The organism is Brevundimonas sp. A19_0, from assembly GCF_017744255.1.
Lineage (GTDB): Bacteria > Pseudomonadota > Alphaproteobacteria > Caulobacterales > Caulobacteraceae > Brevundimonas.
In genome coordinates, this window is sequence record NZ_JAGHQP010000002.1 from 88,280 (window position 1) to 108,485 (window position 20,206).

A 20,206-nucleotide genomic window follows, 5' to 3' on the forward strand; every position below is an offset into this window, starting at 1 on the left:
CCTCGCGCGCCAAGGAGCAAGCCGTGCCCGACAGACAGGCCGTCATCGATCTGCTGAACCGCCTGACCGATCCGGTCACCGGCGGCGGTCTGATGGACGGCGGCAAGGTCAAGGGTCTGGTGGTGGCCGAGGATCGCGCGGGTTTTGTGCTCGAGGTCGATCAGGCCGAGGTCGCTCGCTATGCCCCCGTCCGCGATCAGGCCGAGGCCGCGCTGAAGGGCCTGCCGGGCATCACCCGGGTGTCGGTGATCCTGACCGCCGAGACGACGCCCGCACCGCCGCGCCGCACGGCCGGCCTGTCGAAAGAGGCGGTGGATCAGGGGCGCCCGAAGGCCCCGGTGCCGACCGACCGTCCTGACCATGTGCGCCGGGTGATTGCCGTCGGCAGCGGCAAGGGCGGGGTCGGCAAGTCGACCGTCGCCGTCAATCTGGCCGTCGCCCTGTCGCAGCGCGGCCTCCGCGTCGGCCTCCTCGACGCCGATGTGCATGGTCCCTCCCTGCCCACCATGCTCGGCATCTCGGGCAAGCCCGACTATGTCGACGGCAAGATGGAGCCGCAGCGCGTGCACGGCCTCGCCGCCATGTCGGTCGGCCTCCTGACCCAGGCCTCGGACGCCATGGTCTGGCGGGGGCCGATGGCCTCCCAGGCCATGACCCAGATGCTGACCCAGACCCGCTGGGGCACCGAGGCCGCGCCCCTCGACGTGCTGGTCGTCGACCTGCCGCCCGGCACCGGCGACGTCCACCTCAGCCTGATCCAGAAGACCCCGCTGGACGGCGCCATCATCGTCACCACGCCGCAGGAGGTCGCCCTCGCCGACGCCCGCCGTGCCCACGCCCTGTTCGGCAAGGTCGGCACCCCCGTGCTCGGCCTGGTCCAGACCATGAGCGGCGACGTCTTCGGCACCGACGGCGGCCCGGCGGAGGCCGGGCGACTGGGCATCCCCCTGCTGGCCGACATCCCGCTGGACGCCGCCGTCCGCCGGGCAGGCGATTCCGGCACACCTTTCCTGATCGGTGCGGTCACCCCTGATGCGGCAGAGCCGTTCGGACGTCTGGCCGGGCAGGTCGCGGCCGTGCTCTTTCCCTGACGCGCGATCCACTGAGACCTTTGCGGGCGGTTCCTGCGGCGGTAGGCTTCCCCGGACCTCCCGGGAGAACGGATTGAGCGAGCCTCCGAATTCCATCCCTCCACGCTTTGCCATTGCCCGGCGCTGGCAGTGGGTCGCTCTGGCCGGGGCTTCCCTGGCTGTGATCACGGTCTTCGTGGCGTGGCCCCTGGGATATCTCTGGCCGGCTGCGGCGGCTCTCGTCGCCTTCCTGCCGAGCGTGTGGTTGTTCACGCTGAAATGCTATCGCTGCGGCTGGCCGGCCTTCACGGATCATGCTGCGGAGGAGCGGCTCAAACAGGATCAGCGCTTCTGGACCCGCTTCTGGGGCAAGGACCCAGGTGGGGTGCACCTGCCGCTTCCCCGCGAGTGCACACGATGTGGAGCGCCGTTCCGGTCCTGATCCGGCGCACACGGTTTTTTCCGCGCGAGGGTTTTCAAACGCAACCTCAATCGCCACATCGACGGTTCCAGTCACTGAACCGCGAGTCCCTTATGTCCGTCGATGCCCTGTTCCAGCCGTTTCAGATCAAGTCGCTGAAGCTGCCCAACCGGATCGTCATGGCGCCGATGACGCGGTCGTTCTCGCCGGGTGGCATCCCGACCCCGGATGTGGCCGGCTACTATCGCCGCCGGGCCGAGGGTGACGTCGGCCTGATCATCACCGAGGGCACGGTGGTCGAGCGCCCCGCTGCCCGCAATGACCCGAAGGTCCCCGTCTTCCACGGCGAGGCCCTGCCCGAATGGAAGAAGGTGGTGGGCGAGGTCCACGCCGCCGGCGGCCTGATCGCGCCGCAGATCTGGCACGTCGGCTCGGCCCGCGGTCCGGGCGAGGACTGGCAGCCCCTCGGCAAGGTCGACAGCCCGTCCGGCATGACCACCCCGGGCAAGCGCAAGCTGGAGCCGATGACCGAGGAGGACATCGCCGACACCATCGCCGCCTTCGGCCGCTCGGCTCGCGCCGCCCGCGAGCTGGGCTTTGACGCGGTCGAGATCCACGGCGCCCACGGCTATCTGATCGACCAGTTCTTCTGGAGCGGCCTCAACGACCGCACCGACCGCTGGGGCGGCCCGACCATCGCCGATCGCGCCCGCTTCGGCGCCGAGGTGGTCAAGGCGGTGCGCGAGGGCATCGGCCCTGACATGCCCCTGATCCTGCGTCTGTCCCAGTGGAAGTCGCACGACTTCACCGCGAAGAATGCCCATACTCCGGACGAGCTGACCCAGTGGCTGACCCCGCTGTCGGACGCGGGCGTCGACGTCTTCCACGGCTCGCAGCGCCGTTTCTGGGAGCCGGAGTTCGAAGGCTCGGACCTCAATTTCGCCGGCTGGATCAAGAAGCTGACGGCCAAGCCGACGATCACCGTCGGCTCGGTCGGTCTGGACGGCGAGTTCATCGCGGCCTTCGGCGGCGCGGGCTCAAAGCCTGCCTCGCTGGACGGCCTGATCGCCCGGCTGGAGCGCGAGGAGTTCGATCTGGTCGCCGTCGGCCGCGCCCTGCTGGCCGATCCGTACTGGGTGCAGAAGATCCGCGACGGCCGCCACGACGAGCTCAAGGACTTTGAGCGCAGCGCGCTGACGACGCTCAGCTAGGAAGTGGCGAGTGGCGAGTGGCGTGTGACGAGGAAAAAATCAGGCGCGCTCAAAGCTTGCGAGTCCTTGCTCGCCACTCATCACTCGCCATTCGTCACTCACTCGGCTTCCACCACCACGACCGTGCCATAGGCCAGCACCTCGGTGATGCCCGGCATGATCTCGTTGGCGTCATAGCGCATGGCGAGGATGGCGTTGCCGCCCATGGCGCGCGCCTCCTCGATCAGGGCCTCATAGGCTTCCTTGCGGGCGCTCTCCGCCAGTTTGACATAGGCGCCGATGCGCCCGCCCACGATCGACTGCAGCCCGCCGAGGGCGTCCGACACGATGTTGCGCGAACGCACGGTGATCCCGCGCCCCATCCCGATCACGCGCACGACGCGGTGTCCGGGCAGGTCATTGGTGGTGGCGACGATCATTTGGCTCTCCGGTCCAGGGTGCGAAACACATAGGCGTGGTCGTCCTTCTCGCCCGCATCATGCGCCTCGGACGCCATCTCGACAAAGGCCCCCTCGTCAAAGGCCGGAAAGTGGGTGTCGCCGTCAGGTTCGGCCTCGACCTCGGTGATGTACAGCCGGTCGGCCCGGTCCATCACCGCCTCGTACAGCTGCGCCCCGCCGATCACGCAGATCTCGTCGACGCCGTCCTCGCGCGCCTGCTCGCGCGCCATCTCCAGCGCTTCCGACAGGCTGGTGCAGACCACCGCGCCCTTCGCTTCGAAGCTCTCGTCCCGGGTCAGCACGATGTTCAGCCGGCCGGGCAGGGGCCTGAGCGGCAAACTCTCCCAGGTCGTCCGCCCCATGAGGCACGGCTTGCCGATGGTGATGGCCTTGAACCGCTGCAGGTCGCCCCGCAGCCGCCAGGGCAGATCGCCGTCACGCCCGATTACGCCATTCCGCGCGCGGGCCGCAACGAGGGACAGGCGAGGGCGGATCATGCGGGCGCCTTCTCCAGCCAGTGCAGCCATTTGCGCTGCATCGCGGCCTCCAGCTCGATGCCGGCGCTGTCGCAATAGATCAGCAGCATGCCCAGCACATCGGCGGCCTCATCGCCCAGCTTTGACGCATCCGCCTCACCCCGCGCCCGTCCGCTCATCCGCAGATGCTCGGCCGTCAGCTCGCCCAGCTCCTCCTGCAGCTTCAGCAGCGCCCAGTCGCGATCCCGGTCGATCCCGTGCTCGGCCGCATAGATGTCGGAGATGCGCAGGACCGAGGCGGAGAGGTCGTTCAGCTTCATCGTCAATCTTGATGCCATTGCTGCACCAGTTGGGCGAGGGGAGGCAGGGGATGCCAAGCCTCCGCAGGGTCGACGCCTGCCGGGACGAAATAGGTGTAGGCCGCCGCCCATACCGCAGTCATGGCTTCAGCGAATGTGGCCCGCGCGATAGTCTCGTCTACAGACCCGGTCAGCACACCATGCGCGGCGCTGTTCAGGAAACTATATATCTCGGATAGCGACCGGGTCACTTCTACGGAGTCATCGTCTGCCATGTGACTTGGCAGTCCTGCTCTCAGATGTTCGCGCATGCTGAGTAGGGGTTCTGAGTCCCAAGCCTCAGCCAACCCTTGGGCGAGTTCCACTGGGGTTGCCAATCTTGCCACATTATATGGCAGGTCAGGAGTTGGCTGAGCCGGGGCGATGGACCTGATCGCTTGCCTGATTTTGTTGGAAGCCGGACCTAGGGCAGCCCGCAAGTTCCGGTCACTACGATCCGCAACGTATCGCAAGGGTTCGACGCCGATGAGGTCCGAGGGCAAATGCAGGTCCTCACCGAACGGGACGACGTAGAAGCAGCGATTTGGACCAAGGGCGCCCACGAAGAGGCCCAGTTCGAAAATCACATTGTCGCGCGCGGCGGGGAAAGTTTGGCCACGCATTTGGACTATGTCATCGGGCGTAAAGACAAAGATCGCGAATTCCGCCCGATCGCAAAATTTCAGCAGGTCGACCAACGCCGCGCTGGACGGCTGGAACACGCCCTGCGACCAGACCGTCGGTTCACAATCGAACTCAAGGTTCTCCTGAATGGCGTAGGCGACATCCAGTGCCTCAACCGAAGATCCTATAAATAGCGGCGGCCGCCGTATCACTTCGAAACCTTGGCCGCGATGTGCGGGTGGGCCCGATAGTCGCTGATCACGATGTCAGCGAGTTCAAACTCGGTAAGAGTACGCACCCGTCGCCCGAAGGTCAGGCGAGGGAAGTCCATCGGTTCCCGGGTCACCTGGAGCCGGGCCTGATCCAGATGATCCAGATACAGATGCGCGTCGCCAAAGGTGTGAATGAATTCACCGGGCGCGTAGCCCGTCACTTCGCAAAGCATATGGGTCAGCAGGGCATAGCTGGCGATGTTGAACGGCACGCCGAGGAAGATGTCGGCCGACCGCTGGTACAGCTGGCAGCTCAGCTTGCCGTCGGCGACGAAGAACTGGAACAGGCAGTGACAGGGCGGCAGGGCCATGTCGTCGACATCGGCCGGGTTCCAGGCCGTGACGATGTGCCGGCGGCTGTTGGGATTGGTGCGGATGCTCTCAACCACCTTTTCGATCTGGTCGATCACCCGGCCGTCAGGCGCGGTCCAGCTGCGCCACTGCTTGCCATAGACCGGGCCCAGCTCGCCCTCGGCATCGGCCCATTCATCCCAGATGCGGACGCCATTGTCCTTCAGCCAGCGGATATTGGTCTCGCCGCGCAGGAACCACAGCAGCTCGACGATGATCGAACGGGTATGCAGCTTCTTGGTCGTCAGAAGCGGAAACCCCTTCGACAGGTCGAACCGGATCTGCCGTCCGAATACGCCGAGCGTCCCCGTGCCCGTCCGGTCTCCGCGTCGCGCGCCATTGTCCAGGATGTCCCGGAGCAGGTTCAGATACTGATACTCGGGATGCGCCGGATCGGCGGCCGGCCCGGCATCAGCGGTCAGGATCGGAGCGAGCGCGTTCATCCCGCCACTTTGCCGCTGATTCGCGAAACGCCAATGCGGCACGGTGGATAGCTTGCCCACCCACCTGTGGACTCAGTCGCGCCGGCGTCTCCTCCCTGCCGCGCAGCGGTGGGGAGGGGGACCCTGCGAAGCCTTGGCGAAGCAGGGTGGAGGGGCTCTTGGCTGTGCGTGCCCTCGAAAACCCCTCCGTCAGAGCGCTGGCGCGCCGCGCCACCTCCCCATCTTCGACAGGGAGGAGACGGAAACTGCGATAGCCGCCCCCCATTTCCCGAATGCCTTCAACAGCGCCGCCGCTTCCCGGGCCGTTCTGCCCGCCCTGGTCCGCGCCGCGCCCACACTGTCCGGTTGGCAGAGGCCCGGCCGACGGAGGCGCACACATTTCAGACGATTCAGACCATTCAGACGGTAATTTTCCATCACCTCCCCATCTTGATGGGGAGGGGGACCACGGAGTGGTGGAGGGGGCGGCACCGCCGCCAAGCGAGGGGAAAGCGCAAACTCAGAACCCGCAGCGCCGCCCCCTCCGTCACGGCGCCAGCGCGCCGCGCCACCTCCCCGCAAGCGGGGAGGATATGAGAAATGACGTTTCGGATTATTCAGACGGTTCAGACGGTGTTTTCGGGGCCCGCACTTCAGACCATTCAGACCATTCAGACGGTATTTCTCACCCCCCGAACCCGCCCTCATCCAGGAAGGCCTGTTCCTCGGGCGTGGTCTCGCGGCCCAGCGACGGGTTGCGGTGCGGAAAGCGGCCGAAGCGCACGATGATGTCGCGATGGATCCTCGCCCATTTGAGATCCTCGGGATCGTCTCCGATCAGGTCGATGAATCGGTCCTGGTCTTCCAGCCGCTCGGAATGCTCGAACGGCAGGAGCAGGAATTTCCGCAACCCCGCCTCGGTCCGCTCCAGATGGCCACGGGCCACGGCGTCCTTCGCCAGGCTAAGCGCCAGCGGGTCAGTGGCGAACTGGTGCGCCGTGTCACGAAAGGCATTCCGGGGCAGCTGGTCCAGCAGGATGATCAGCGCCAGCGCCCCCTCTGCCGTCCTCATCCACCCGTCCAGCTCGCGCCGCGCACCGGCCATGTGCGCCTCCAGGAACCGGTCCTTGAATTCGGCATCGAAAGCCTCGTCCTTGGCGAACCATTTCTCCGGTCCGGCCGCTTTCCAGAAGGCGATCACGTCAGAAGGCGTTATGTCTTGGGTCATGACCCGGACCCTAGCCGCCCCGCTGCCCGTTTTCCACGACCGCGACTGCGACCTGTCGATCATCCGCGGCAAGCGCGTCGCCGTGATCGGCTATGGCAGCCAGGGGCGGACCCATGCGCTGAACCTGCGCGATTCGGGCGTGACCGACATCGTCGTCGGCCTGAAGGGCAGCTCAAAGACCCGCGCTGTCGCCGAGGCGGACGGCTTCGAGGTGCTGACCGCCGGCGAGGCGACGGAGGGCGCCGATGTCGTCGCCATCATGGTCTCGGACGAGGCGCACCGTGATCTGTGGGCCGACGATATCGAGCCGGCCATCAAGCCGGGTGCCGCCCTGATCTTCGCCCATGGCCTGTCCGTGCGGTTCGGACTGGTCCAGCCGCGCGCCGACCTCGATGTGATTCTGGCCTCGCCCAAGGGCATCGGGCCGCGCATCCGCGACCTCTATGAGGAGGGGCAGGGGGTCTTCTGCCTGTTCGGTGTGCACCAGGACGCATCCGGGGGCGCCCATGCGCTCGGCCTGTCCTATGCGGCGGCGCTGGGCTGTGGGCGCAAGGGCATTCTCGAGACAACCTTTGCTGCCGAGTGCGAGAGCGACCTGTTCGGCGAACAGGTGGTGCTGTGCGGCGGGGTCAAGAATCTGGTGGACGGCGCTTTCACGAAGCTGGTCGAGGCCGGCTATCCGCCCGAGGTCGCCTGGTTCGAATGCTTCTATGAGCTGAAGCTGGTCACCGACCTGATGTTCGAGCGGGGCATTGCCGGGGCTTTCGCCCGGATTTCGAACACGGCGGAATACGGGGCCTATCTGACCGGTCCGCGCGTGCTGGGCGAGGCGTCAAAGGCCGCCATGGACGAGGTGCTTGCCGAGGTCCGCTCGGGCGCCTTCGTGAAGACGCTGATGGCCGATTATGACGCCGGCTCCCCGGACCTGGTCGCGCGGCGCAAGGCGCTGGGCGAACGCCCGATCGAGGCCGTGGGCCGCCATCTGGCCGGGGTCGCCTCGAAGGCCGAGGATTAGGGAGGGAAGGGGGCCGACGGGACGGGCCCCGGGAAAATGGTCGGAGTGGCAGGATTCGAACCTGCGACCCCTGCGTCCCGAACGCAGTGCTCTACCAGACTGAGCCACACTCCGACTTGAGGACGCGGCTTATACCCATGCAGCCCACCCCCCGCAAGCCGCGATATGGCCTAATTCTCAAGGGGGAGGAAAAGCGCTGCAAAGTTGCGAAAGGGGGTGTTGCATCGCCCGCGCCCTTGGCGTATTTCGGCGCCTCTCGCGGGCCCGCCCCGCGACGCACCGGCCCTGCTGGGGAATGGTGTAATGGTAACACTACGGTTTTTGGTACCGTCATTCTAGGTTCGAGTCCTAGTTCCCCAGCCACCGCCTCGCGGCCCTCCCGTCAGATATGATCAGGACATCGCGGTCGACCCGCGACCGCCGTTCGGTCAGAATGCGGCGCATCATTCGGGAGGCCTTCCATGTTGAAATCGCTCGCAATCGCCGCGTCTCTGGCCGTCATCGGCGCAACCCCTGCCTTGGCCCAGAGCTGGGAAGCGGTCTCCGCATCCGACACTGCCGTGGCGGCCGTGGACTGGAGCTCGATGCGGATCAGCGGCAGCAGCCGGGACGTGACCTTCACCATGGTCTCCCTGGTGCCGGACGCAGTGCCGTTCGATTACGCCGTCTCGAGCATCACCATGGACTGTTCGCAGGCCAGCTATGCCACGCTTCGGAGCCAGTTCTTTGATCGTGGCGGGAACATCGTCGTCGAGGACTTTATCGGCGACGGCAGTCTGACGCCCGTCAACGACGGCACGATCATGAGTGACGTGCGCCGCGAGGTCTGCTCCAGCGATGCGTCGCGCAAGGGCTATTTCATCTCGGCCCAGCAGTTCGCGAACAACGCCTGGGCAGTCGCGGCGGACGGCCAGTAGGCCCTACTGCAGGCTGCGGCCCTCGCGAGGCAGGCGGACGCGGAGCGTCAGGCCGCCCTCGCGCGGGTCCGACCAGCCAGTCATGCCACCCATGAGGGCCACCAGCCCCTCGATCATGGCGCGGACCTCCGCGTGGGGCGTGTCCTCGCGGGGGCTGGCGGTGGTCGTGACCACCATGCCCACATCCTCGCGGGAGGCCGAGAAGGCGACCGCCAGCGCCGCCCCGACCTCGCCGGGCTGATGCAGGCGGGCGACCTCGCCGCAGATCTCGTGGAGGATGATGGCGAGCGGCAGGTGCAGGGCCCGCGGCACCTCGCGCGGCAGGCCGCTGAGGGTCAGCCTGAGGCCCGCGTCCTCATAGTGGCGGCGCCAGAAGGCAACGGCCTCGTTGAGATAGTCGTCCAGGGCGGCCCCGTCGCTGCGCGCGACACGCTCCGCCATCAGGTTGAGGGCACTGGTCATGTCCGCGACCCAGCCCAAATGACGCACGGCCTCCGGGTCGCGCACCGCGCGCAACCGGATTCGCACCAGGCTTCCAAGAAGCTTCAATCCCTGCGTGGAAACAGGGGTTTCCTCGTGACGAGGCTCAAATTCCGACACGCCGCCTACTCTATCCTGACATCGCCCCGGCGCGTGAATAGCAAAGGTCGAACCAATCCGATACAGGTGCGTTCACTGTGTACGCAATCGGACAATTGCGGGCTCAACCGTGTTAGCCGCCTCGTCCACCGGCGTTTGGTTGTTGTGTTGATCAAGTATCTCCCGGGGGAAATGAGGGTCATCGTCGTTGAGGACCAGCCCATTCTGGCGATGGAGCTGGAGTTGATGCTGCTTGACCACGGCTGCGAGGTCGTGGGCATCGCAGCGGACCAGGCCACTGCGGCCATTCTGGCCGAGCGTCACAAGCCCAATCTGGCCCTGGTCGACCTGAACCTGCTGGACGGGCTGTCCGGCCCGGCCGTCGCGCATGAGCTGGTCAGCCGCCACGGGGCGGCCGTGGTCTTCATGACGGCCAATCCCGAACAGATTCCGGAGGGCTTTGCCGGCGCGCTCGGCGTAGTGTGCAAGCCCTTCGACGAGAGCACCCTCAAGGATGTCGTGGACTTTGCCTGCCGCTTCCGGGCCTCCGGCGACACGTCCCGGCCCCCGCGCAGGCTGAGGCTTGCGCCGTGGCTGCAAACGCCTCCGCCGACGATCGCCCCGCACTAGGAGAGAACCCGGGCCGCCGGTAAGCGACCCGGGCCAGTGGTTCAGTTCAGCCGCAGCCGCACGAACACCATACTGCCGTCCGGATCCGGGCCATACTCGCTGTCCAGCGCTGCGGGGACGCTATTCATTGAGTACAGAGCCCCGACGCCGAAACGGGCATTGGGCCGCACTTCCCATTCACGGACCGCCCCGACCGACACCTTGGACACGGTGTAGAGGTCTCCGTGTCCACCGCCATGACCAGCCACCAGCTCGTCGGTCTCGATCCGCTCGTACCGGCCGAACAGGGTCCAGCGGTCGTCGGGGCTGAGCGCGCTTTCCAGTGCCCAGCCGTTCTTCGTTTCATCGTGGTCGTTGGTCTTGGCGCCCCAGGCCAGGGTGGTGGACCACCAGCCCGCATCGCCGAGCCGGCGCGTGTGAATGGCGCTGGCCGACATGCGGGTCTCGTCCTCGTCGGGTTCGAGCTGCTCGGGGGCTGTCACATCCGCCCACGAGACCTGCAGGGACCATTCCGGCGAGGGATTCCAGGACGCGCGCACCGACCAGCTGTCCAGGTCGGGGCTTTCGATGTCGTAGCGGTCCTGATCGGGCTCACGGCCCCGAAAGGCCGAGGTCTCCAGCTTGAAGTCATCCCGGACCCAGCCGACCGTGGCCACGCCGAAGGTGATGTGGGTCGAGTCCAGCCAGTGATGGGTGATCGGCGCCTCAGGACTGGCCATGGCGCTCATGCGGTGCATGAAGGCCGGAGGACCGAAGGCCGGCTCGCCCGGCAGTCCCACATAGACGAACACGCTGTCGCGATCCGTAACGGGTCGGGCGTATGAGGCCGACAGCTCCATGAACAGGTCATGCGGGTGCTGGCGGTCCACCAGTGGCGTGGCGCCATCCGCCGTTTCCCCGGCCGCGAGGAGCAGGGGGTAGCCCTCCTTGCCCATCAGCGGGTCGGGACTGATCATGCCCCTGAGGTTGACGGTCGAGCCATCGGCAAAGTCCCGGCGGGCCGATCCCATGATCATGCCGGCCAGGAAAGTCTTGGTGTCGCCGCGCGGCCCGCCCTGATCCGAATGGACCAGGTCGAAGGTCGCGTGGGCCATGAAGGACCAGCCTCCTTCGCCCCAGTGGATGCCGCCATGCTCCGAGGTGTCGGGCTGCCAGCTGGTGCCGGAGGCGTCGCGCGTCATGGGCCAGGCGCCCAGCACGCTGGTCATCGGCATGGCGTGACCGGCGTGTGGATCCGCCGGCTGCGTGTCGGCGCTCATGTCATGCTCCGCATGGGCGTCAGGCGCGGGGCGGTGGTCATGCGAGTCCTGGGCCTGGGCGGCAGGGGCCACCACGGTCAGGCAGGTGCCGCACATCAGGGCGGCAAGATATCGGACAGCCATAAGGCCCTCCTCTTGAAAGGTATCGGAATGCCGGGCGAACCCGGCGCGGCTTTCAGAATGAGGCAGGGCGTCGGGGCGGGGGCGATGCGGGGGCGGGGGCCAGACCGGTCATGCCCTGCCCCGCCCGGATCACAGGCGTCGAGGTTGGGAGGGCCACCAATGCAGGTGTCGCGGGTTCCTGAAGCGGCGAGACCACGCACATGACACAGCAGGCCATGGCCACCCCGACCGGCTTCGACGGCGCGGGAGTGTCCGGCGAGGACGGCATCGCCATGTCGGTCGTCTGCATGCCTTGCTCATGGCAGGGCATGGCGTCCGCCCTGGCCGGGGCCGGGACGGAACCCAGCGCCAGCACGGCCAGGACACCAAACAGGATCGACAGGACGCGAACGATCGCCATGCGCTGTCTCTAGCGCCGTCCGGCTGTCAGGTCGAGGCGGCGGATTGTCAGGCCCGCTCCCAGCCCTTGTCGATGGCCCAGATGGCAAAGGCGTAGTCGTGGGCGACTTCCTTCAGATAGTCGAAGCGGCCCGAGGACCCCGCGTGGCCGGCCTCCATATTGATCTTGAGCAGCACCGGCTTGCCCGAGGTGGTCGCAGGACGCAGGCGGGCGACCCACTTCTCGGGCTCCCAATAGGTCACGCGCGGGTCCGACAGGCCGCCGGTCGCCAGCACCGCCGGATAGGCCCTGGCCTCGATGTTGTCATAGGGGCTGTAGCTGGCGATGTAGTCATAGGCCTCGGGGTCCTCGAGCGGATTGCCCCACTCGGGCCACTCCGGCGGGGTCAGCGGCAGGCTGACGTCGCTCATGGTGTTGATGACGTCCACGAACGGCACCTGGCCGATCACCCCGGCCCACAGGTCGGGGCGCATATTGTTGACGGCGCCCATCAGCAGGCCACCGGCCGAACCGCCCTGGGCCACGATGTGCCCGGCCTTGCCGTGCCCGGTCGAGATCAGGTGCTCGGCGGCGGCGATGAAGTCGGTGAAGGTGTTCTTCTTGGTGAAGCGGCGGGCGTCGAGGAACCAGCCCCAGCCCTTGTCCGATCCGCCCCGGATATGGGCGATGGCATAGATCCAGCCCCGGTCGACCAGCGACAGGCGGTTGGTCGAGAAGCTGGCCGACATGGGGATGCCGTAGGAGCCATAGCCGTAGAGAAGCAGCGGGGCCGAGCCGTTCACCGGTGTGGTCTTGCGGCGCAGGATGGTGACCGGCACCAGCTGGCCGTCGCTGGCGGGGGCGTTCACCCGCTCGACCACATAGTCATCGGGATTGTGCCCCGAAGGGACCTCCTGAACCTTGCGCAGTTTCCGCTCGCGGGTCGCGAGGTCGTAGTCATAGGTCGAGGTCGGGGTGGACGGCGAGTTGTAGGTGTAGCGCATCACCGGGGTGTCGAACTCGGACGCCCCGCCCAGGGTCAGGGCATAGGCGGGTTCGTCGACAGCGATCTCGTGCTCGGCGCCGGCGCGGTCCCGAATGACGATCCGGGTGTTGGCATCGGCGCGTTCCTGACGGGCGATGAAGCCCTTCACCAGCGAGATGCCCTCGATATAGCGGCCCGGGGTGTGGGCAATCAGGTCCCGCCAGTGCGCCTTGCCCGGCGTGGCCGTCGGGGCCTCGCAGACCTTGAAGTCGATCGAGTCGTCGGCATTGGTGTGGATGACCCAGCGGTCGCCCCAGTGGTCGGCGTCATACTTGCGGGCCACCTGGCGGGGCTCCAGTACGCGCGGCGTGCCGGCGATGTCGTCGGCCGGGATGTAGCGGGTCTCCGAGGTCTCCTGATCGCCGATGCCGATGATCATGAAGCGGTCGTCGGAGGTGCGGCCGACGCCGATGAACATGCCCTCGTCCTCTTCCTCATAGACCAGGGTGATGGCGCCGCCGCGGGCCGGACGGCGGAAGATCTTGTCGGGGCGGCCGTTGTCGTTGCGGTTGGTCCAGAAGATCCACTGGCTGTCGGGCGAGAAGGTCAGCCCGCCCGAGGCCGATTCGATCGGCTCGCCCAGCAACTCGCCGGTCGCCAGATCCTTGACATAGATGCGATAGACCTCGGACCCCTGCGCATCTTCGGAATAGCCGAATAGGCTATGGTCGGGTGTCCAGGCGATGTCGCCGACGTCGGAATAGGCCTTGCCCTCGGCCAGGGCGTTGGCGTCGAGCAGAAGTTGCGGCTGGAGCTCGACACGTTGCGTTTCGTCAGGGTCAGGCATCGGCATTCGCATGTAGCGCGGGTGCTGATCTCCGACCTGGTATTCGGTGTAGTACATCCAGGGGCCGTCCGGCGACGGGACCGAGCTGTCCGCTTCCTTGATCCGCCCCTTCATCTCGTCGAACATCGTGGCCTGAAGCGGCTCGGTCGAGGCCATCATGGCCTCGCGATAGGCGTTCTCGGCCTCGAGGTGTTCCTTGACGTCGGCCTTGATCAGGGTCGGATCGCGCAGCACCGCCTGCCAGTTGTCGTCCTTCATCCACTGGTACTCGTCCACGCGGACGCGGCCCAGCTGTTCGATGGTGACCGGGATTTTCTTGGCGACGGGGGGCACGGGCATGTCGGGCAGGTAGCCTTTCGGAGAACGGGCAAGGGCAGGGGAGGCCGCGGCCGCGAGGGCGGTGGCGGCGGTGGACGCGATCATCTGCCGACGGTTCATGACAGGCTCCAGCAAGGGACGGAAATCAGGAGCCGGCACCATGATCGGCGGCGCGCGAAGGCGTCAAATGAACAAACGGCCATGAAGGGCCTCAGGGGGCCAGAACCGCCGGGGTCATGCGCAGCAGCAGGTCGCCGCCCTGACCGATCGCAGCCAGACGGCTGGACACATGGCCCAGAACATTGGCGGCATAGACCTCGTAGAGCGTGATGCGGCCGTCCAGCCATTCGGTGTCGCCCTCGCCATTGGCTTTCAGCGCCTGGGCCGCGAGCGCGCCGCGGGCCAAAAACCAGCCGCCTATGACGTCGCCCATCAGCTTCAGATAGGCGTCGGCGGCGGCCAGCACATCGGCGGTGCCGTCCTCGGCGGTCTTGCGGTCCAGCAGCCAGAGCGTGGCGTCCTCGACCGCCGACAGGGCATTGGCCATCCGCTCGACCGGCTTGCCGTCATAGAGGCCGGCCAGCGGCGTCAGGACCGTCTTCATCTCCTCGATCAGCAGGCGCGCCGAGGCCCCGCCGTCCTGCGACAGCTTGCGGCCGACGAGGTCCATGGCCTGAATGCCGTTGGTGCCCTCGTAGATCGGGGCGATCCGGGCGTCGCGATAGTATTGGGCGGCGCCGGTCTCTTCGATGAAGCCCATGCCGCCGTGGATCTGCAAACCCATGGAAGCCACCTCGACACCCATGTCGGTTGCCCAGGCCTTGGCGATCGGGGTCAGCAGATCCTCGCGGCCTTTCCAGTGCCGGGCCACGTCCGCGTCCGTCGAACTGCGGGCCAGATCGGCCGCCATGCCGGTCGCCAGACAGATGGCGCGACCGGCGGCAACCTTCGCCTTCATCACCGAAAGGCTGCGGCGGACGTCCGGGTGATCCAGAATCGGCGCCGAGGCCTCGCCGGTCCAGACCGAACGGCCCTGCCGACGATCCGACGCATAGGCCAGGGCATGCTGATAGGCGCGCTCGGCGATGCCCACGCCCTCGACGCCCACAGCGACGCGGGCGGCGTTCATCATCACGAACATATGGGCCAGCCCCTCATTGGGCCGCCCGACCAGTTCGGCCGTGGCGCCCTCATAGGCCATGACGCAGGTCGGAGAGGCATGGATGCCCAGCTTGTGCTCGACGCCCACGGGCCGGAAGGCATTCCGCTCGCCCGGCGAGCCGTCGTCGTTCACGAGGTATTTGGGGGCGAGGAAGAGGCTGATGCCCTTCGGTCCCGGCGGGGCATCGGGCAGGCGGGCCAGCACCATGTGGACGATGTTGTCCGTCATGTCGTGGTCGCCCCAGGTGATGAAGATCTTCTGTCCGGTCAGGCTGTAGGTGCCGTCGCCGTTCGGCGTGGCGGTGGCGGTCAGGGCCCCGAGGTCGGATCCGGCATTGGGCTCGGTCAGCACCATGGCGCCGGTCCACTCGCCCGAGATCAGTCGGGTCAGATAGGTCTCCTTCTGCGCCTCGGTGCCGTGGGCCTCCAGCGCCTCGATCGCCGCCAGCGACAGCATGGGGCACAGGCCGAAGGCCATATTGGCCGAGTGCACCGGTTCATAGGCCGCCAGCTCCAGCGCCTTGGGCAGGCCCTGTCCGCCATGGGCGATCGGCGCGGCCAGCCCCATCCAGCCGCCCTCGACGAAGGTCTGGTAGGCCCCGGCGAATCCCGGCGCGGGGATCACACCGTCGCCCTCCAGCCGCGCTCCGGCTCGGTCGCCCGGGACGTTCAGCGGCGCCAGCGTCCCCTCGGCCACCTGACCGGCGGCCTCCAGCACGGCATCGACCAGATCGGCATCGAGGTCGGGCCAGGCCCCGGTGGCCTGAAGCTCTTCCAGACCGAGGACATGCTTCAGCGTGAACCCGAGATCACGAATGGGGGCGCGGTAGCTCATAGAGATTCCCTTGACCGGAGGGTGGTGATGCGGTTCCTCAGACACTTGGCTGCGAACACCGGATTTGCCAAGTTTGGTCCGCTGCCGTCACGGAAGGGAAGTCATGGCCGAGCCTCGCAATCGATACTCGCAGGTGTCCCTGACCCTGCACTGGCTGATCGCCGTTCTGGTGATCGGACAGATCGCCCTGATCATGGCCCACGACGCGACCGAGGGGGACCTCAGCCGGTCCTTAGTGCTTCTGCACAAATCGGTGGGCCTTTCGATTCTGGTCCTGACCCTGATCCGCATCGGCTGGCGGATCGCCAATCCGGCCATTCCGCTGCCGGCAGAAATGCCGAAATGGCAGGTCTGGATGGCCCGCGCGACCCACGTGCTGTTCTATGTGGTGCTGATCGGCATGCCGCTGGGTGGCTGGGCAGCATCCTCGGCAGCGGGTCGTGAGATCGAGTTCTTTGGCCTGTTCAACTGGCCCCTGCTGCCGATCTCCGGCGGACGCGAGGTCGCGGGCCAGTTCATGGATGCGCACGAGATGGGCGCCAAGCTGCTGTATGTGCTTCTGGCCCTGCACATCCTCGGCGCGCTGAAGCACCACTTCGTCGACCGCGACAATGTGCTGCACCGGATGCTGCCGTTCATTCCGCGCCGCCCGTGACCTGGACGATCCCGGATGCCGTGGCGGCCCTCCGCCGCGGTGATCTGGTCATCCTGCCGACCGAGACCGTCTATGGGCTGGCCGCCGACGCGGGCAATGCCGAGGCCGTGGCGCGCATCTTTGCCGCCAAGGGGCGACCGCGCTTCAACCCCCTGATCGGCCACGTCGACAGCGTCGAGGCCGCCGCGCGCGTGGGCGTGATGACGGCGATGGGCGAGGCGCTGGCCGACCGGTTCTGGCCGGGTCCCGTGACCCTCGTCCTGCCCGTGCGAGAGGGCAGTCGGGTCTGTGAGCTGGCGCGGGCGGGACTGGACAGTGTGGCGGTCCGCGTGCCCGGGCATCCGGTCGCGCGCGCCGCGCTGGAAGCGTTCGGCGGTCCGGTCGTCGCGCCCTCGGCCAACCGGTCGGGACGACCCAGCCCGACCACCTTCGACGATGCCGTCGAGGAGACGGGAGGCGCGGCCGCCGTCGCTCTGGATGGCGGGCCCTGTGCTGTGGGGCTTGAGAGCACGGTCGTGTCCCTGCTGGGTGATCGCCCGCGGCTGCTCAGGCCCGGCAGCATCACCCGCGAGCAGCTGGAGGTGGTGGTCGGGCCGCTGGAGGCCGACGGGGCGGAGGGCCACCGGTCGCCCGGGCGGCTCAGCCTGCACTATGCGCCGGACGCACCGGTGAGAATCGAGGCGGAGGAGGCGCGGCCGGGTGAGATCCTGCTGGGCTTCGGCCCCGGTGTGGGCGATCCGCGCTGGAGCCTCAGCGCCAGCGGCGACCTGACCGAGGCAGCTGCCCGACTATTCCGCCTGCTGCGCGAGGCCGACCGCGAGCAGCCGGCCGGGATCGCCATCGCACCCCTTCCGCAGACCGGGCTGGGCGAAGCTATCAATGACCGGATCCGCCGGGCGGCCGGGTTCGTCGGCTAGAGGAAGCGGGCCTTCAGATCGATACTGGCGGCTTTGCCCACATGGGCCAGACAGTCGGATAGCCAGATATCAGCGGCAGCCCGGCCCTTGTCCTTGAGCCGGTTGAGGAAGGTCCATTCCGTGTCGAACTTGGACCGCAGCGGCAGGTCCGACAGGTGGGCATCGGCCTCGATGGCGTGCATACGTAGCTTGCGATAGCCGTCGTCGCCCGTCTGGTTCAGCCGCCCGGCCTCGATCAGGTCCTGGACGAAGGCCACCGCCCGCAGTTCGGCCACCAGCGGGGCGTTGAAGACGATCTCGTTCAGGCGATCCATGATCAAATCGGCATCACGGGGCGTTTCGTCCCGCCGGAAAGGGTTAAGCGGCAGCAGCAGGATGTCGTCGGGGGTGGAGGCATAGAACAGCGGCCACAGGGGCGGATTGGCCAGATAGCCGCCGTCCCAATAGGGCTCTCCGTCTATTTCGACCGCCTGGAAGAGGTGCGGCAAACAGCCTGACGCCAGCAGCACGTCCTGGGTCAGTTCCGCATTCTCGAACAGGCGCACGCGGCCCTTGCGCACGGCCGTGGTGGCCACGAACATCCGGATATCCGAGCGGTGGACGGCTTCGTAATCGACCACCGTATCCAGCACACGACGCAGCGGATTCAGGTTGAAGGGATTGAACTGGTAGGGCGACATGGTCATCGCCAGGCTTTCGGCCGAGCGCCACAACGGTGTGTCCTTCAACCACGACGGGCTGAAGGCGGCATTCCAGATAGCGCTGTCGCCGAAGACATTCTTGCCCCCCGACAGGTTGATCTCGCGCCACAGCTTGTCCAGCGTCTTGCGAGCCCCGTTGAAGCCGCCGGCCTCAAGCCCGGTGATCAGCGCCGCGGCGTTCATCGCGCCGGCCGAGGCACAGGTGACGGCGCGGAAATCCAGCGCCTCAGCCTCCAGCAATCTGTCCAGCACACCCCACTGGAAGGCCCCATGCGAGCCTCCGCCCTGCAGGGCAAGGCAGACAGGCGGGGGAGGGGATGTGCGGGCCATGAGGCCTATTGCGCCGTCCAGCCGCCGTCGATCGAGAAGGCCGTCCCGTTGGCCGAGGCGCCCAGATCGGAGACCAGGTACAGGAAGATGCCGACCAGTTCGTCGGTCGTCACAAACCGCTTGGTCGGCTGGGACTTGAGGATCACTTCCTCCAGTACCCGGTCCTTGGAGATGCCGTGGGTGCGGGCCTGATCGGCGATCTGCTTTTCGACGATGGGGGTTTCGACGAAGCCCGGGCAGATGGCGTTGCAGGTGATGCCCTCGCGCGCCAGTTCCAGACCGACGGTCTTGGTCAGGCCGATCACGCCGTGCTTGGCCGCGACATAGGCGGACTTGAACGGGCTGGCGACCAGACCGTGGGCCGAGGCCACATTGATGATCCGGCCGCGCCCCTGGGCCTTCATGATCGGCACGGCGGCGCGGGTGGCATAGAAGGCCGACGAAAGGTTGATCGCGATGATCTGTTCCCATTTGTCGGCCGGGAATTTCTCGATGGCCTCGACGTGCTGCACCCCGGCGTTGTTGACCAAGATGTCCAGCCGGCCCAGCTCGTGCTTGGCATAGGCGACCATGTCGGCCACCTCCTCGCCATGGCGCATGTCGGCAGCGTGATAGCGGACGCGGACGCCGCAGGCGGCTTCCATCTCGGTGCGGGTGCGCTCGATCTCGGAGGGATCACCCAGCCCGTTCAGCACCACATCACCGCCCCGCGCGGCCACGGCCCGGGCCAGCGCCAGTCCGATTCCCGACGTCGAGCCCGTGATCACGGCCACCTGGCCGCGAAGATCGTTCATGTCGCGCGGGCGGGCCTGTTCGGACTCTGCCTTGTCACCGCGCTTGGGCCACTGAAACATCGATTGCCTGCTCGTGAATGAAACCGTCCGTGATCTATAGCCGCTGATCCTCGGGCGCGCCACGGAGGCGGATCAGGAATTTCCTGATCTGGTGAATATCCAGTCGGTTTCCGTCGACGGCCCGGGCCGGAAGGCATAGCCATCGCGATCAAAGGCCTTCAGATCCTCGGCCCGGTCGAGGCGATTATCGATGGCATAACGCGCCATCGTCCCGCGCGCCTTCTTGGCGAAGAAGGAAATGACCCGGCTTTCGCCGTCCTTCTCCTCGCGGAAGTGGATGGTCACGACCGGCAGCTTCAGCGCCTTCGCGTCCACGGCGCCGAAATACTCCTGGCTGGCCAGGTTGACGAGCGTCGGGTCCGTCTGGCCGTCCGCATCGGCGTTGAGTGCCTTCGAAATCCGGTCGCCCCAGAAGTCGTAGAGGCTGGAACCCCGGCGGGTCTTCAGCCGGGTGCCCATCTCCAGCCGGTAGGGCTGGATCCGGTCGAGCGGTCGCAGCAGGCCGTAGAGGCCGGACAGGATGCGCAGGTGGTCCTGGGCCCAGTTCAGGCTGTCGCGATCCAGGCTGCGGGCATCCAGGCCCTGATAGACATCGCCGGCAAAGGCGAAGGCGGCCTGCATCCCCTCGTCGCTGTCGGGATCGAAAGCCTTGAACCGCGCCTGATTCAGCTTGGCCAGATCCGCCGATATACCCATCAGGCGCCGCAGGTCCGCCTGGGTCTGGCGCCGGGCCGTGACCGACAGGCTGCGAACGTCCTCCGCCATGCGGTGAGCGGTCGCCGGGGCGTCCAGCGCAGGTTCGGAGAAGTCCAGCCGCTTGGCCGGAGACAGGATCATCAGCACATCGG

The 20,206-nt window shown here is 67.0% G+C and carries 23 protein-coding genes and 2 tRNA genes; 10 read left to right on the forward strand and 15 right to left on the reverse strand.

Annotated elements, in window-relative coordinates; all coding sequences use genetic code 11:
* Positions 1 to 23 precede the first annotated feature (23 nt).
* The 3 genes from J7346_RS02695 (at position 24) to J7346_RS02705 (ending at position 2,702) form a co-directional block, all read left to right on the forward strand.
* The gene (locus tag J7346_RS02695) at positions 24 to 1,091 is read left to right on the forward strand and encodes an Mrp/NBP35 family ATP-binding protein (protein WP_209117521.1); all 1,068 of its coding nucleotides are present in this window, start codon (positions 24 to 26) and stop codon (positions 1,089 to 1,091) included.
* A gap of 73 nt (positions 1,092 to 1,164) precedes the next feature.
* Entirely contained in the window at positions 1,165 to 1,512 is a 348-nt protein-coding gene (locus J7346_RS02700; protein WP_209117523.1) for a hypothetical protein, read from the forward strand.
* A gap of 92 nt (positions 1,513 to 1,604) precedes the next feature.
* Complete coding sequence (locus tag J7346_RS02705) at positions 1,605 to 2,702, forward strand: NADH:flavin oxidoreductase (protein WP_209117524.1); 1,098 nt, start codon at positions 1,605 to 1,607, stop codon at positions 2,700 to 2,702.
* Positions 2,703 to 2,800: 98 nt separating this feature from the next.
* Here the strand turns inward: J7346_RS02705 and J7346_RS02710 are convergent, their stop codons facing one another.
* Genes J7346_RS02710 through J7346_RS14945 form a run of 4 tightly spaced genes read right to left on the reverse strand, consistent with a single transcriptional unit; the run spans position 2,801 to position 4,192 of the window.
* Positions 2,801 to 3,121, reverse strand: coding sequence for a YbjQ family protein (locus tag J7346_RS02710; RefSeq protein WP_209117526.1), 321 nt, complete (start codon positions 3,119 to 3,121; stop codon positions 2,801 to 2,803).
* Positions 3,118 to 3,639 carry a dihydrofolate reductase gene (locus J7346_RS02715; protein ID WP_209117528.1) on the reverse strand — a complete coding sequence of 174 codons (522 nt, stop codon included), beginning with the start codon at positions 3,637 to 3,639 and terminating at the stop codon, positions 3,118 to 3,120. The genes J7346_RS02710 and J7346_RS02715 overlap by 4 nt, the downstream gene beginning before the upstream one ends.
* The gene (locus J7346_RS02720; protein WP_209117530.1) at positions 3,636 to 3,938 is read right to left on the reverse strand and encodes a phosphoribosyl-ATP pyrophosphohydrolase; all 303 of its coding nucleotides are present in this window, start codon (positions 3,936 to 3,938) and stop codon (positions 3,636 to 3,638) included. Before J7346_RS02720 ends, J7346_RS02715 begins: the two co-directional genes overlap by 4 nt.
* A gap of 2 nt (positions 3,939 to 3,940) precedes the next feature.
* Entirely contained in the window at positions 3,941 to 4,192 is a 252-nt protein-coding gene (locus tag J7346_RS14945) for a hypothetical protein (RefSeq protein WP_245157593.1), read from the reverse strand.
* A gap of 267 nt (positions 4,193 to 4,459) precedes the next feature.
* On the opposite strand from J7346_RS14945, the gene J7346_RS14950 reads away from it, so the two are divergent.
* Positions 4,460 to 4,774 (forward strand): hypothetical protein, encoded by a 315-nt coding sequence (locus J7346_RS14950; RefSeq protein ID WP_245157594.1) that lies wholly within the window; start codon positions 4,460 to 4,462, stop codon positions 4,772 to 4,774.
* 14 nt (positions 4,775 to 4,788) lie between these two features.
* Here J7346_RS14950 and J7346_RS02730 read toward each other — a convergent pair whose 3' ends face one another.
* Together J7346_RS02730 and J7346_RS02735 are read right to left on the reverse strand one after the other, a co-directional pair.
* Positions 4,789 to 5,646: a thymidylate synthase gene (locus J7346_RS02730; RefSeq protein ID WP_209117534.1), complete on the reverse strand. Its 858-nt coding sequence runs from the start codon at positions 5,644 to 5,646 to the stop codon at positions 4,789 to 4,791.
* A gap of 664 nt (positions 5,647 to 6,310) precedes the next feature.
* Positions 6,311 to 6,853 (reverse strand): DUF924 family protein, encoded by a 543-nt coding sequence (locus tag J7346_RS02735; RefSeq protein ID WP_209117536.1) that lies wholly within the window; start codon positions 6,851 to 6,853, stop codon positions 6,311 to 6,313.
* Here J7346_RS02735 and ilvC point away from each other — a divergent pair.
* Positions 6,852 to 7,868, forward strand: a complete 1,017-nt coding sequence (gene ilvC / locus J7346_RS02740) for a ketol-acid reductoisomerase (protein WP_209117538.1) — start codon at positions 6,852 to 6,854, stop codon at positions 7,866 to 7,868. The two genes, J7346_RS02735 and ilvC, sit on opposite strands and share 2 nt — an antisense overlap.
* A 37-nt stretch (positions 7,869 to 7,905) precedes the next feature.
* Here the strand turns inward: ilvC and J7346_RS02745 are convergent.
* Positions 7,906 to 7,982: transfer RNA gene (locus J7346_RS02745), tRNA-Pro, on the reverse strand.
* Between the two features lie 175 nt (positions 7,983 to 8,157).
* Here J7346_RS02745 and J7346_RS02750 point away from each other — a divergent pair.
* Together J7346_RS02750 and J7346_RS02755 are read left to right on the forward strand one after the other, a co-directional pair.
* Positions 8,158 to 8,231, forward strand: a tRNA-Gln gene (locus J7346_RS02750).
* Between the two features lie 98 nt (positions 8,232 to 8,329).
* The gene (locus J7346_RS02755; protein ID WP_209117540.1) at positions 8,330 to 8,785 is read left to right on the forward strand and encodes a surface-adhesin E family protein; all 456 of its coding nucleotides are present in this window, start codon (positions 8,330 to 8,332) and stop codon (positions 8,783 to 8,785) included.
* A gap of 3 nt (positions 8,786 to 8,788) precedes the next feature.
* On the opposite strand, the gene J7346_RS02760 is transcribed toward J7346_RS02755, so the two are convergent.
* The gene (locus J7346_RS02760) at positions 8,789 to 9,247 is read right to left on the reverse strand and encodes a hypothetical protein (RefSeq protein WP_209117542.1); all 459 of its coding nucleotides are present in this window, start codon (positions 9,245 to 9,247) and stop codon (positions 8,789 to 8,791) included.
* A 309-nt stretch (positions 9,248 to 9,556) separates the two neighbouring features.
* Here J7346_RS02760 and J7346_RS02765 point away from each other — a divergent pair, with 309 nt between their 5' ends.
* Complete coding sequence (locus tag J7346_RS02765) at positions 9,557 to 9,994, forward strand: response regulator (RefSeq protein WP_209117544.1); 438 nt, start codon at positions 9,557 to 9,559, stop codon at positions 9,992 to 9,994.
* Positions 9,995 to 10,035: 41 nt separating this feature from the next.
* On the opposite strand, the gene J7346_RS02770 is transcribed toward J7346_RS02765, so the two are convergent.
* The 4 genes from J7346_RS02770 to J7346_RS02785 form a co-directional block, all read right to left on the reverse strand.
* Positions 10,036 to 11,376 carry a hypothetical protein gene (locus tag J7346_RS02770; RefSeq protein ID WP_209117545.1) on the reverse strand — a complete coding sequence of 447 codons (1,341 nt, stop codon included), beginning with the start codon at positions 11,374 to 11,376 and terminating at the stop codon, positions 10,036 to 10,038.
* Positions 11,377 to 11,428: 52 nt separating this feature from the next.
* Entirely contained in the window at positions 11,429 to 11,776 is a 348-nt protein-coding gene (locus J7346_RS02775; RefSeq protein WP_209117547.1) for a hypothetical protein, read from the reverse strand.
* 47 nt (positions 11,777 to 11,823) lie between these two features.
* Positions 11,824 to 14,025 carry a S9 family peptidase gene (locus tag J7346_RS02780; RefSeq protein WP_209117549.1) on the reverse strand — a complete coding sequence of 734 codons (2,202 nt, stop codon included), beginning with the start codon at positions 14,023 to 14,025 and terminating at the stop codon, positions 11,824 to 11,826.
* 91 nt (positions 14,026 to 14,116) lie between these two features.
* Positions 14,117 to 15,901: an acyl-CoA dehydrogenase gene (locus J7346_RS02785; protein WP_209117551.1), complete on the reverse strand. Its 1,785-nt coding sequence runs from the start codon at positions 15,899 to 15,901 to the stop codon at positions 14,117 to 14,119.
* A 103-nt stretch (positions 15,902 to 16,004) separates the two neighbouring features.
* Between J7346_RS02785 and J7346_RS02790 the strand changes: the two genes are divergently transcribed.
* A complete protein-coding gene (locus J7346_RS02790) occupies positions 16,005 to 16,556 on the forward strand; it encodes a cytochrome b (protein WP_209117553.1) in 552 nt (183 codons plus the stop codon).
* Positions 16,553 to 17,473 carry an L-threonylcarbamoyladenylate synthase gene (locus J7346_RS02795; protein ID WP_209117556.1) on the forward strand — a complete coding sequence of 307 codons (921 nt, stop codon included), beginning with the start codon at positions 16,553 to 16,555 and terminating at the stop codon, positions 17,471 to 17,473. The genes J7346_RS02790 and J7346_RS02795 overlap by 4 nt, the downstream gene beginning before the upstream one ends.
* Here J7346_RS02795 and J7346_RS02800 read toward each other — a convergent pair.
* From J7346_RS02800 to yaaA, 3 genes are all read right to left on the reverse strand, one after another.
* Positions 17,470 to 18,504: a patatin-like phospholipase family protein gene (locus J7346_RS02800; protein WP_209117558.1), complete on the reverse strand. Its 1,035-nt coding sequence runs from the start codon at positions 18,502 to 18,504 to the stop codon at positions 17,470 to 17,472. The two genes, J7346_RS02795 and J7346_RS02800, sit on opposite strands and share 4 nt — an antisense overlap.
* A 5-nt stretch (positions 18,505 to 18,509) precedes the next feature.
* On the reverse strand, positions 18,510 to 19,298 hold the full coding sequence (locus tag J7346_RS02805) for a 3-hydroxybutyrate dehydrogenase (protein ID WP_209118038.1): 789 nt from the start codon (positions 19,296 to 19,298) through the stop codon (positions 18,510 to 18,512).
* A gap of 132 nt (positions 19,299 to 19,430) precedes the next feature.
* Positions 19,431 to 20,201 (reverse strand): peroxide stress protein YaaA, encoded by a 771-nt coding sequence (gene yaaA / locus J7346_RS02810; protein WP_209117560.1) that lies wholly within the window; start codon positions 20,199 to 20,201, stop codon positions 19,431 to 19,433.
* Between the last annotated feature and the right edge of the window lie 5 nt (positions 20,202 to 20,206).

Coding starts and splice junctions, on each gene's coding strand:
- J7346_RS02705 (WP_209117524.1), top strand. CDS start 1,605: ATGTCCGTCGATGCCCTGTTCCAGCCGTTTCAGATCAAGTCGCTGAAG.
- J7346_RS02710 (WP_209117526.1), bottom strand. CDS start 3,121: ATGATCGTCGCCACCACCAATGACCTGCCCGGACACCGCGTCGTGCGC.
- J7346_RS02715 (WP_209117528.1), bottom strand. CDS start 3,639: ATGATCCGCCCTCGCCTGTCCCTCGTTGCGGCCCGCGCGCGGAATGGC.
- J7346_RS02720 (WP_209117530.1), bottom strand. CDS start 3,938: ATGAAGCTGAACGACCTCTCCGCCTCGGTCCTGCGCATCTCCGACATC.
- J7346_RS14945 (WP_245157593.1), bottom strand. CDS start 4,192: ATGGCAGACGATGACTCCGTAGAAGTGACCCGGTCGCTATCCGAGATA.
- J7346_RS14950 (WP_245157594.1), top strand. CDS start 4,460: ATGCAGGTCCTCACCGAACGGGACGACGTAGAAGCAGCGATTTGGACC.
- J7346_RS02730 (WP_209117534.1), bottom strand. CDS start 5,646: ATGAACGCGCTCGCTCCGATCCTGACCGCTGATGCCGGGCCGGCCGCC.
- ilvC (WP_209117538.1), top strand. CDS start 6,852: ATGACCCGGACCCTAGCCGCCCCGCTGCCCGTTTTCCACGACCGCGAC.
- J7346_RS02735 (WP_209117536.1), bottom strand. CDS start 6,853: ATGACCCAAGACATAACGCCTTCTGACGTGATCGCCTTCTGGAAAGCG.
- J7346_RS02755 (WP_209117540.1), top strand. CDS start 8,330: ATGTTGAAATCGCTCGCAATCGCCGCGTCTCTGGCCGTCATCGGCGCA.
- J7346_RS02760 (WP_209117542.1), bottom strand. CDS start 9,247: ATGACCAGTGCCCTCAACCTGATGGCGGAGCGTGTCGCGCGCAGCGAC.
- J7346_RS02765 (WP_209117544.1), top strand. CDS start 9,557: ATGAGGGTCATCGTCGTTGAGGACCAGCCCATTCTGGCGATGGAGCTG.
- J7346_RS02770 (WP_209117545.1), bottom strand. CDS start 11,376: ATGGCTGTCCGATATCTTGCCGCCCTGATGTGCGGCACCTGCCTGACC.
- J7346_RS02775 (WP_209117547.1), bottom strand. CDS start 11,776: ATGGCGATCGTTCGCGTCCTGTCGATCCTGTTTGGTGTCCTGGCCGTG.
- J7346_RS02780 (WP_209117549.1), bottom strand. CDS start 14,025: ATGAACCGTCGGCAGATGATCGCGTCCACCGCCGCCACCGCCCTCGCG.
- J7346_RS02785 (WP_209117551.1), bottom strand. CDS start 15,901: ATGAGCTACCGCGCCCCCATTCGTGATCTCGGGTTCACGCTGAAGCAT.
- J7346_RS02790 (WP_209117553.1), top strand. CDS start 16,005: ATGGCCGAGCCTCGCAATCGATACTCGCAGGTGTCCCTGACCCTGCAC.
- J7346_RS02800 (WP_209117558.1), bottom strand. CDS start 18,504: ATGGCCCGCACATCCCCTCCCCCGCCTGTCTGCCTTGCCCTGCAGGGC.
- J7346_RS02805 (WP_209118038.1), bottom strand. CDS start 19,298: ATGAACGATCTTCGCGGCCAGGTGGCCGTGATCACGGGCTCGACGTCG.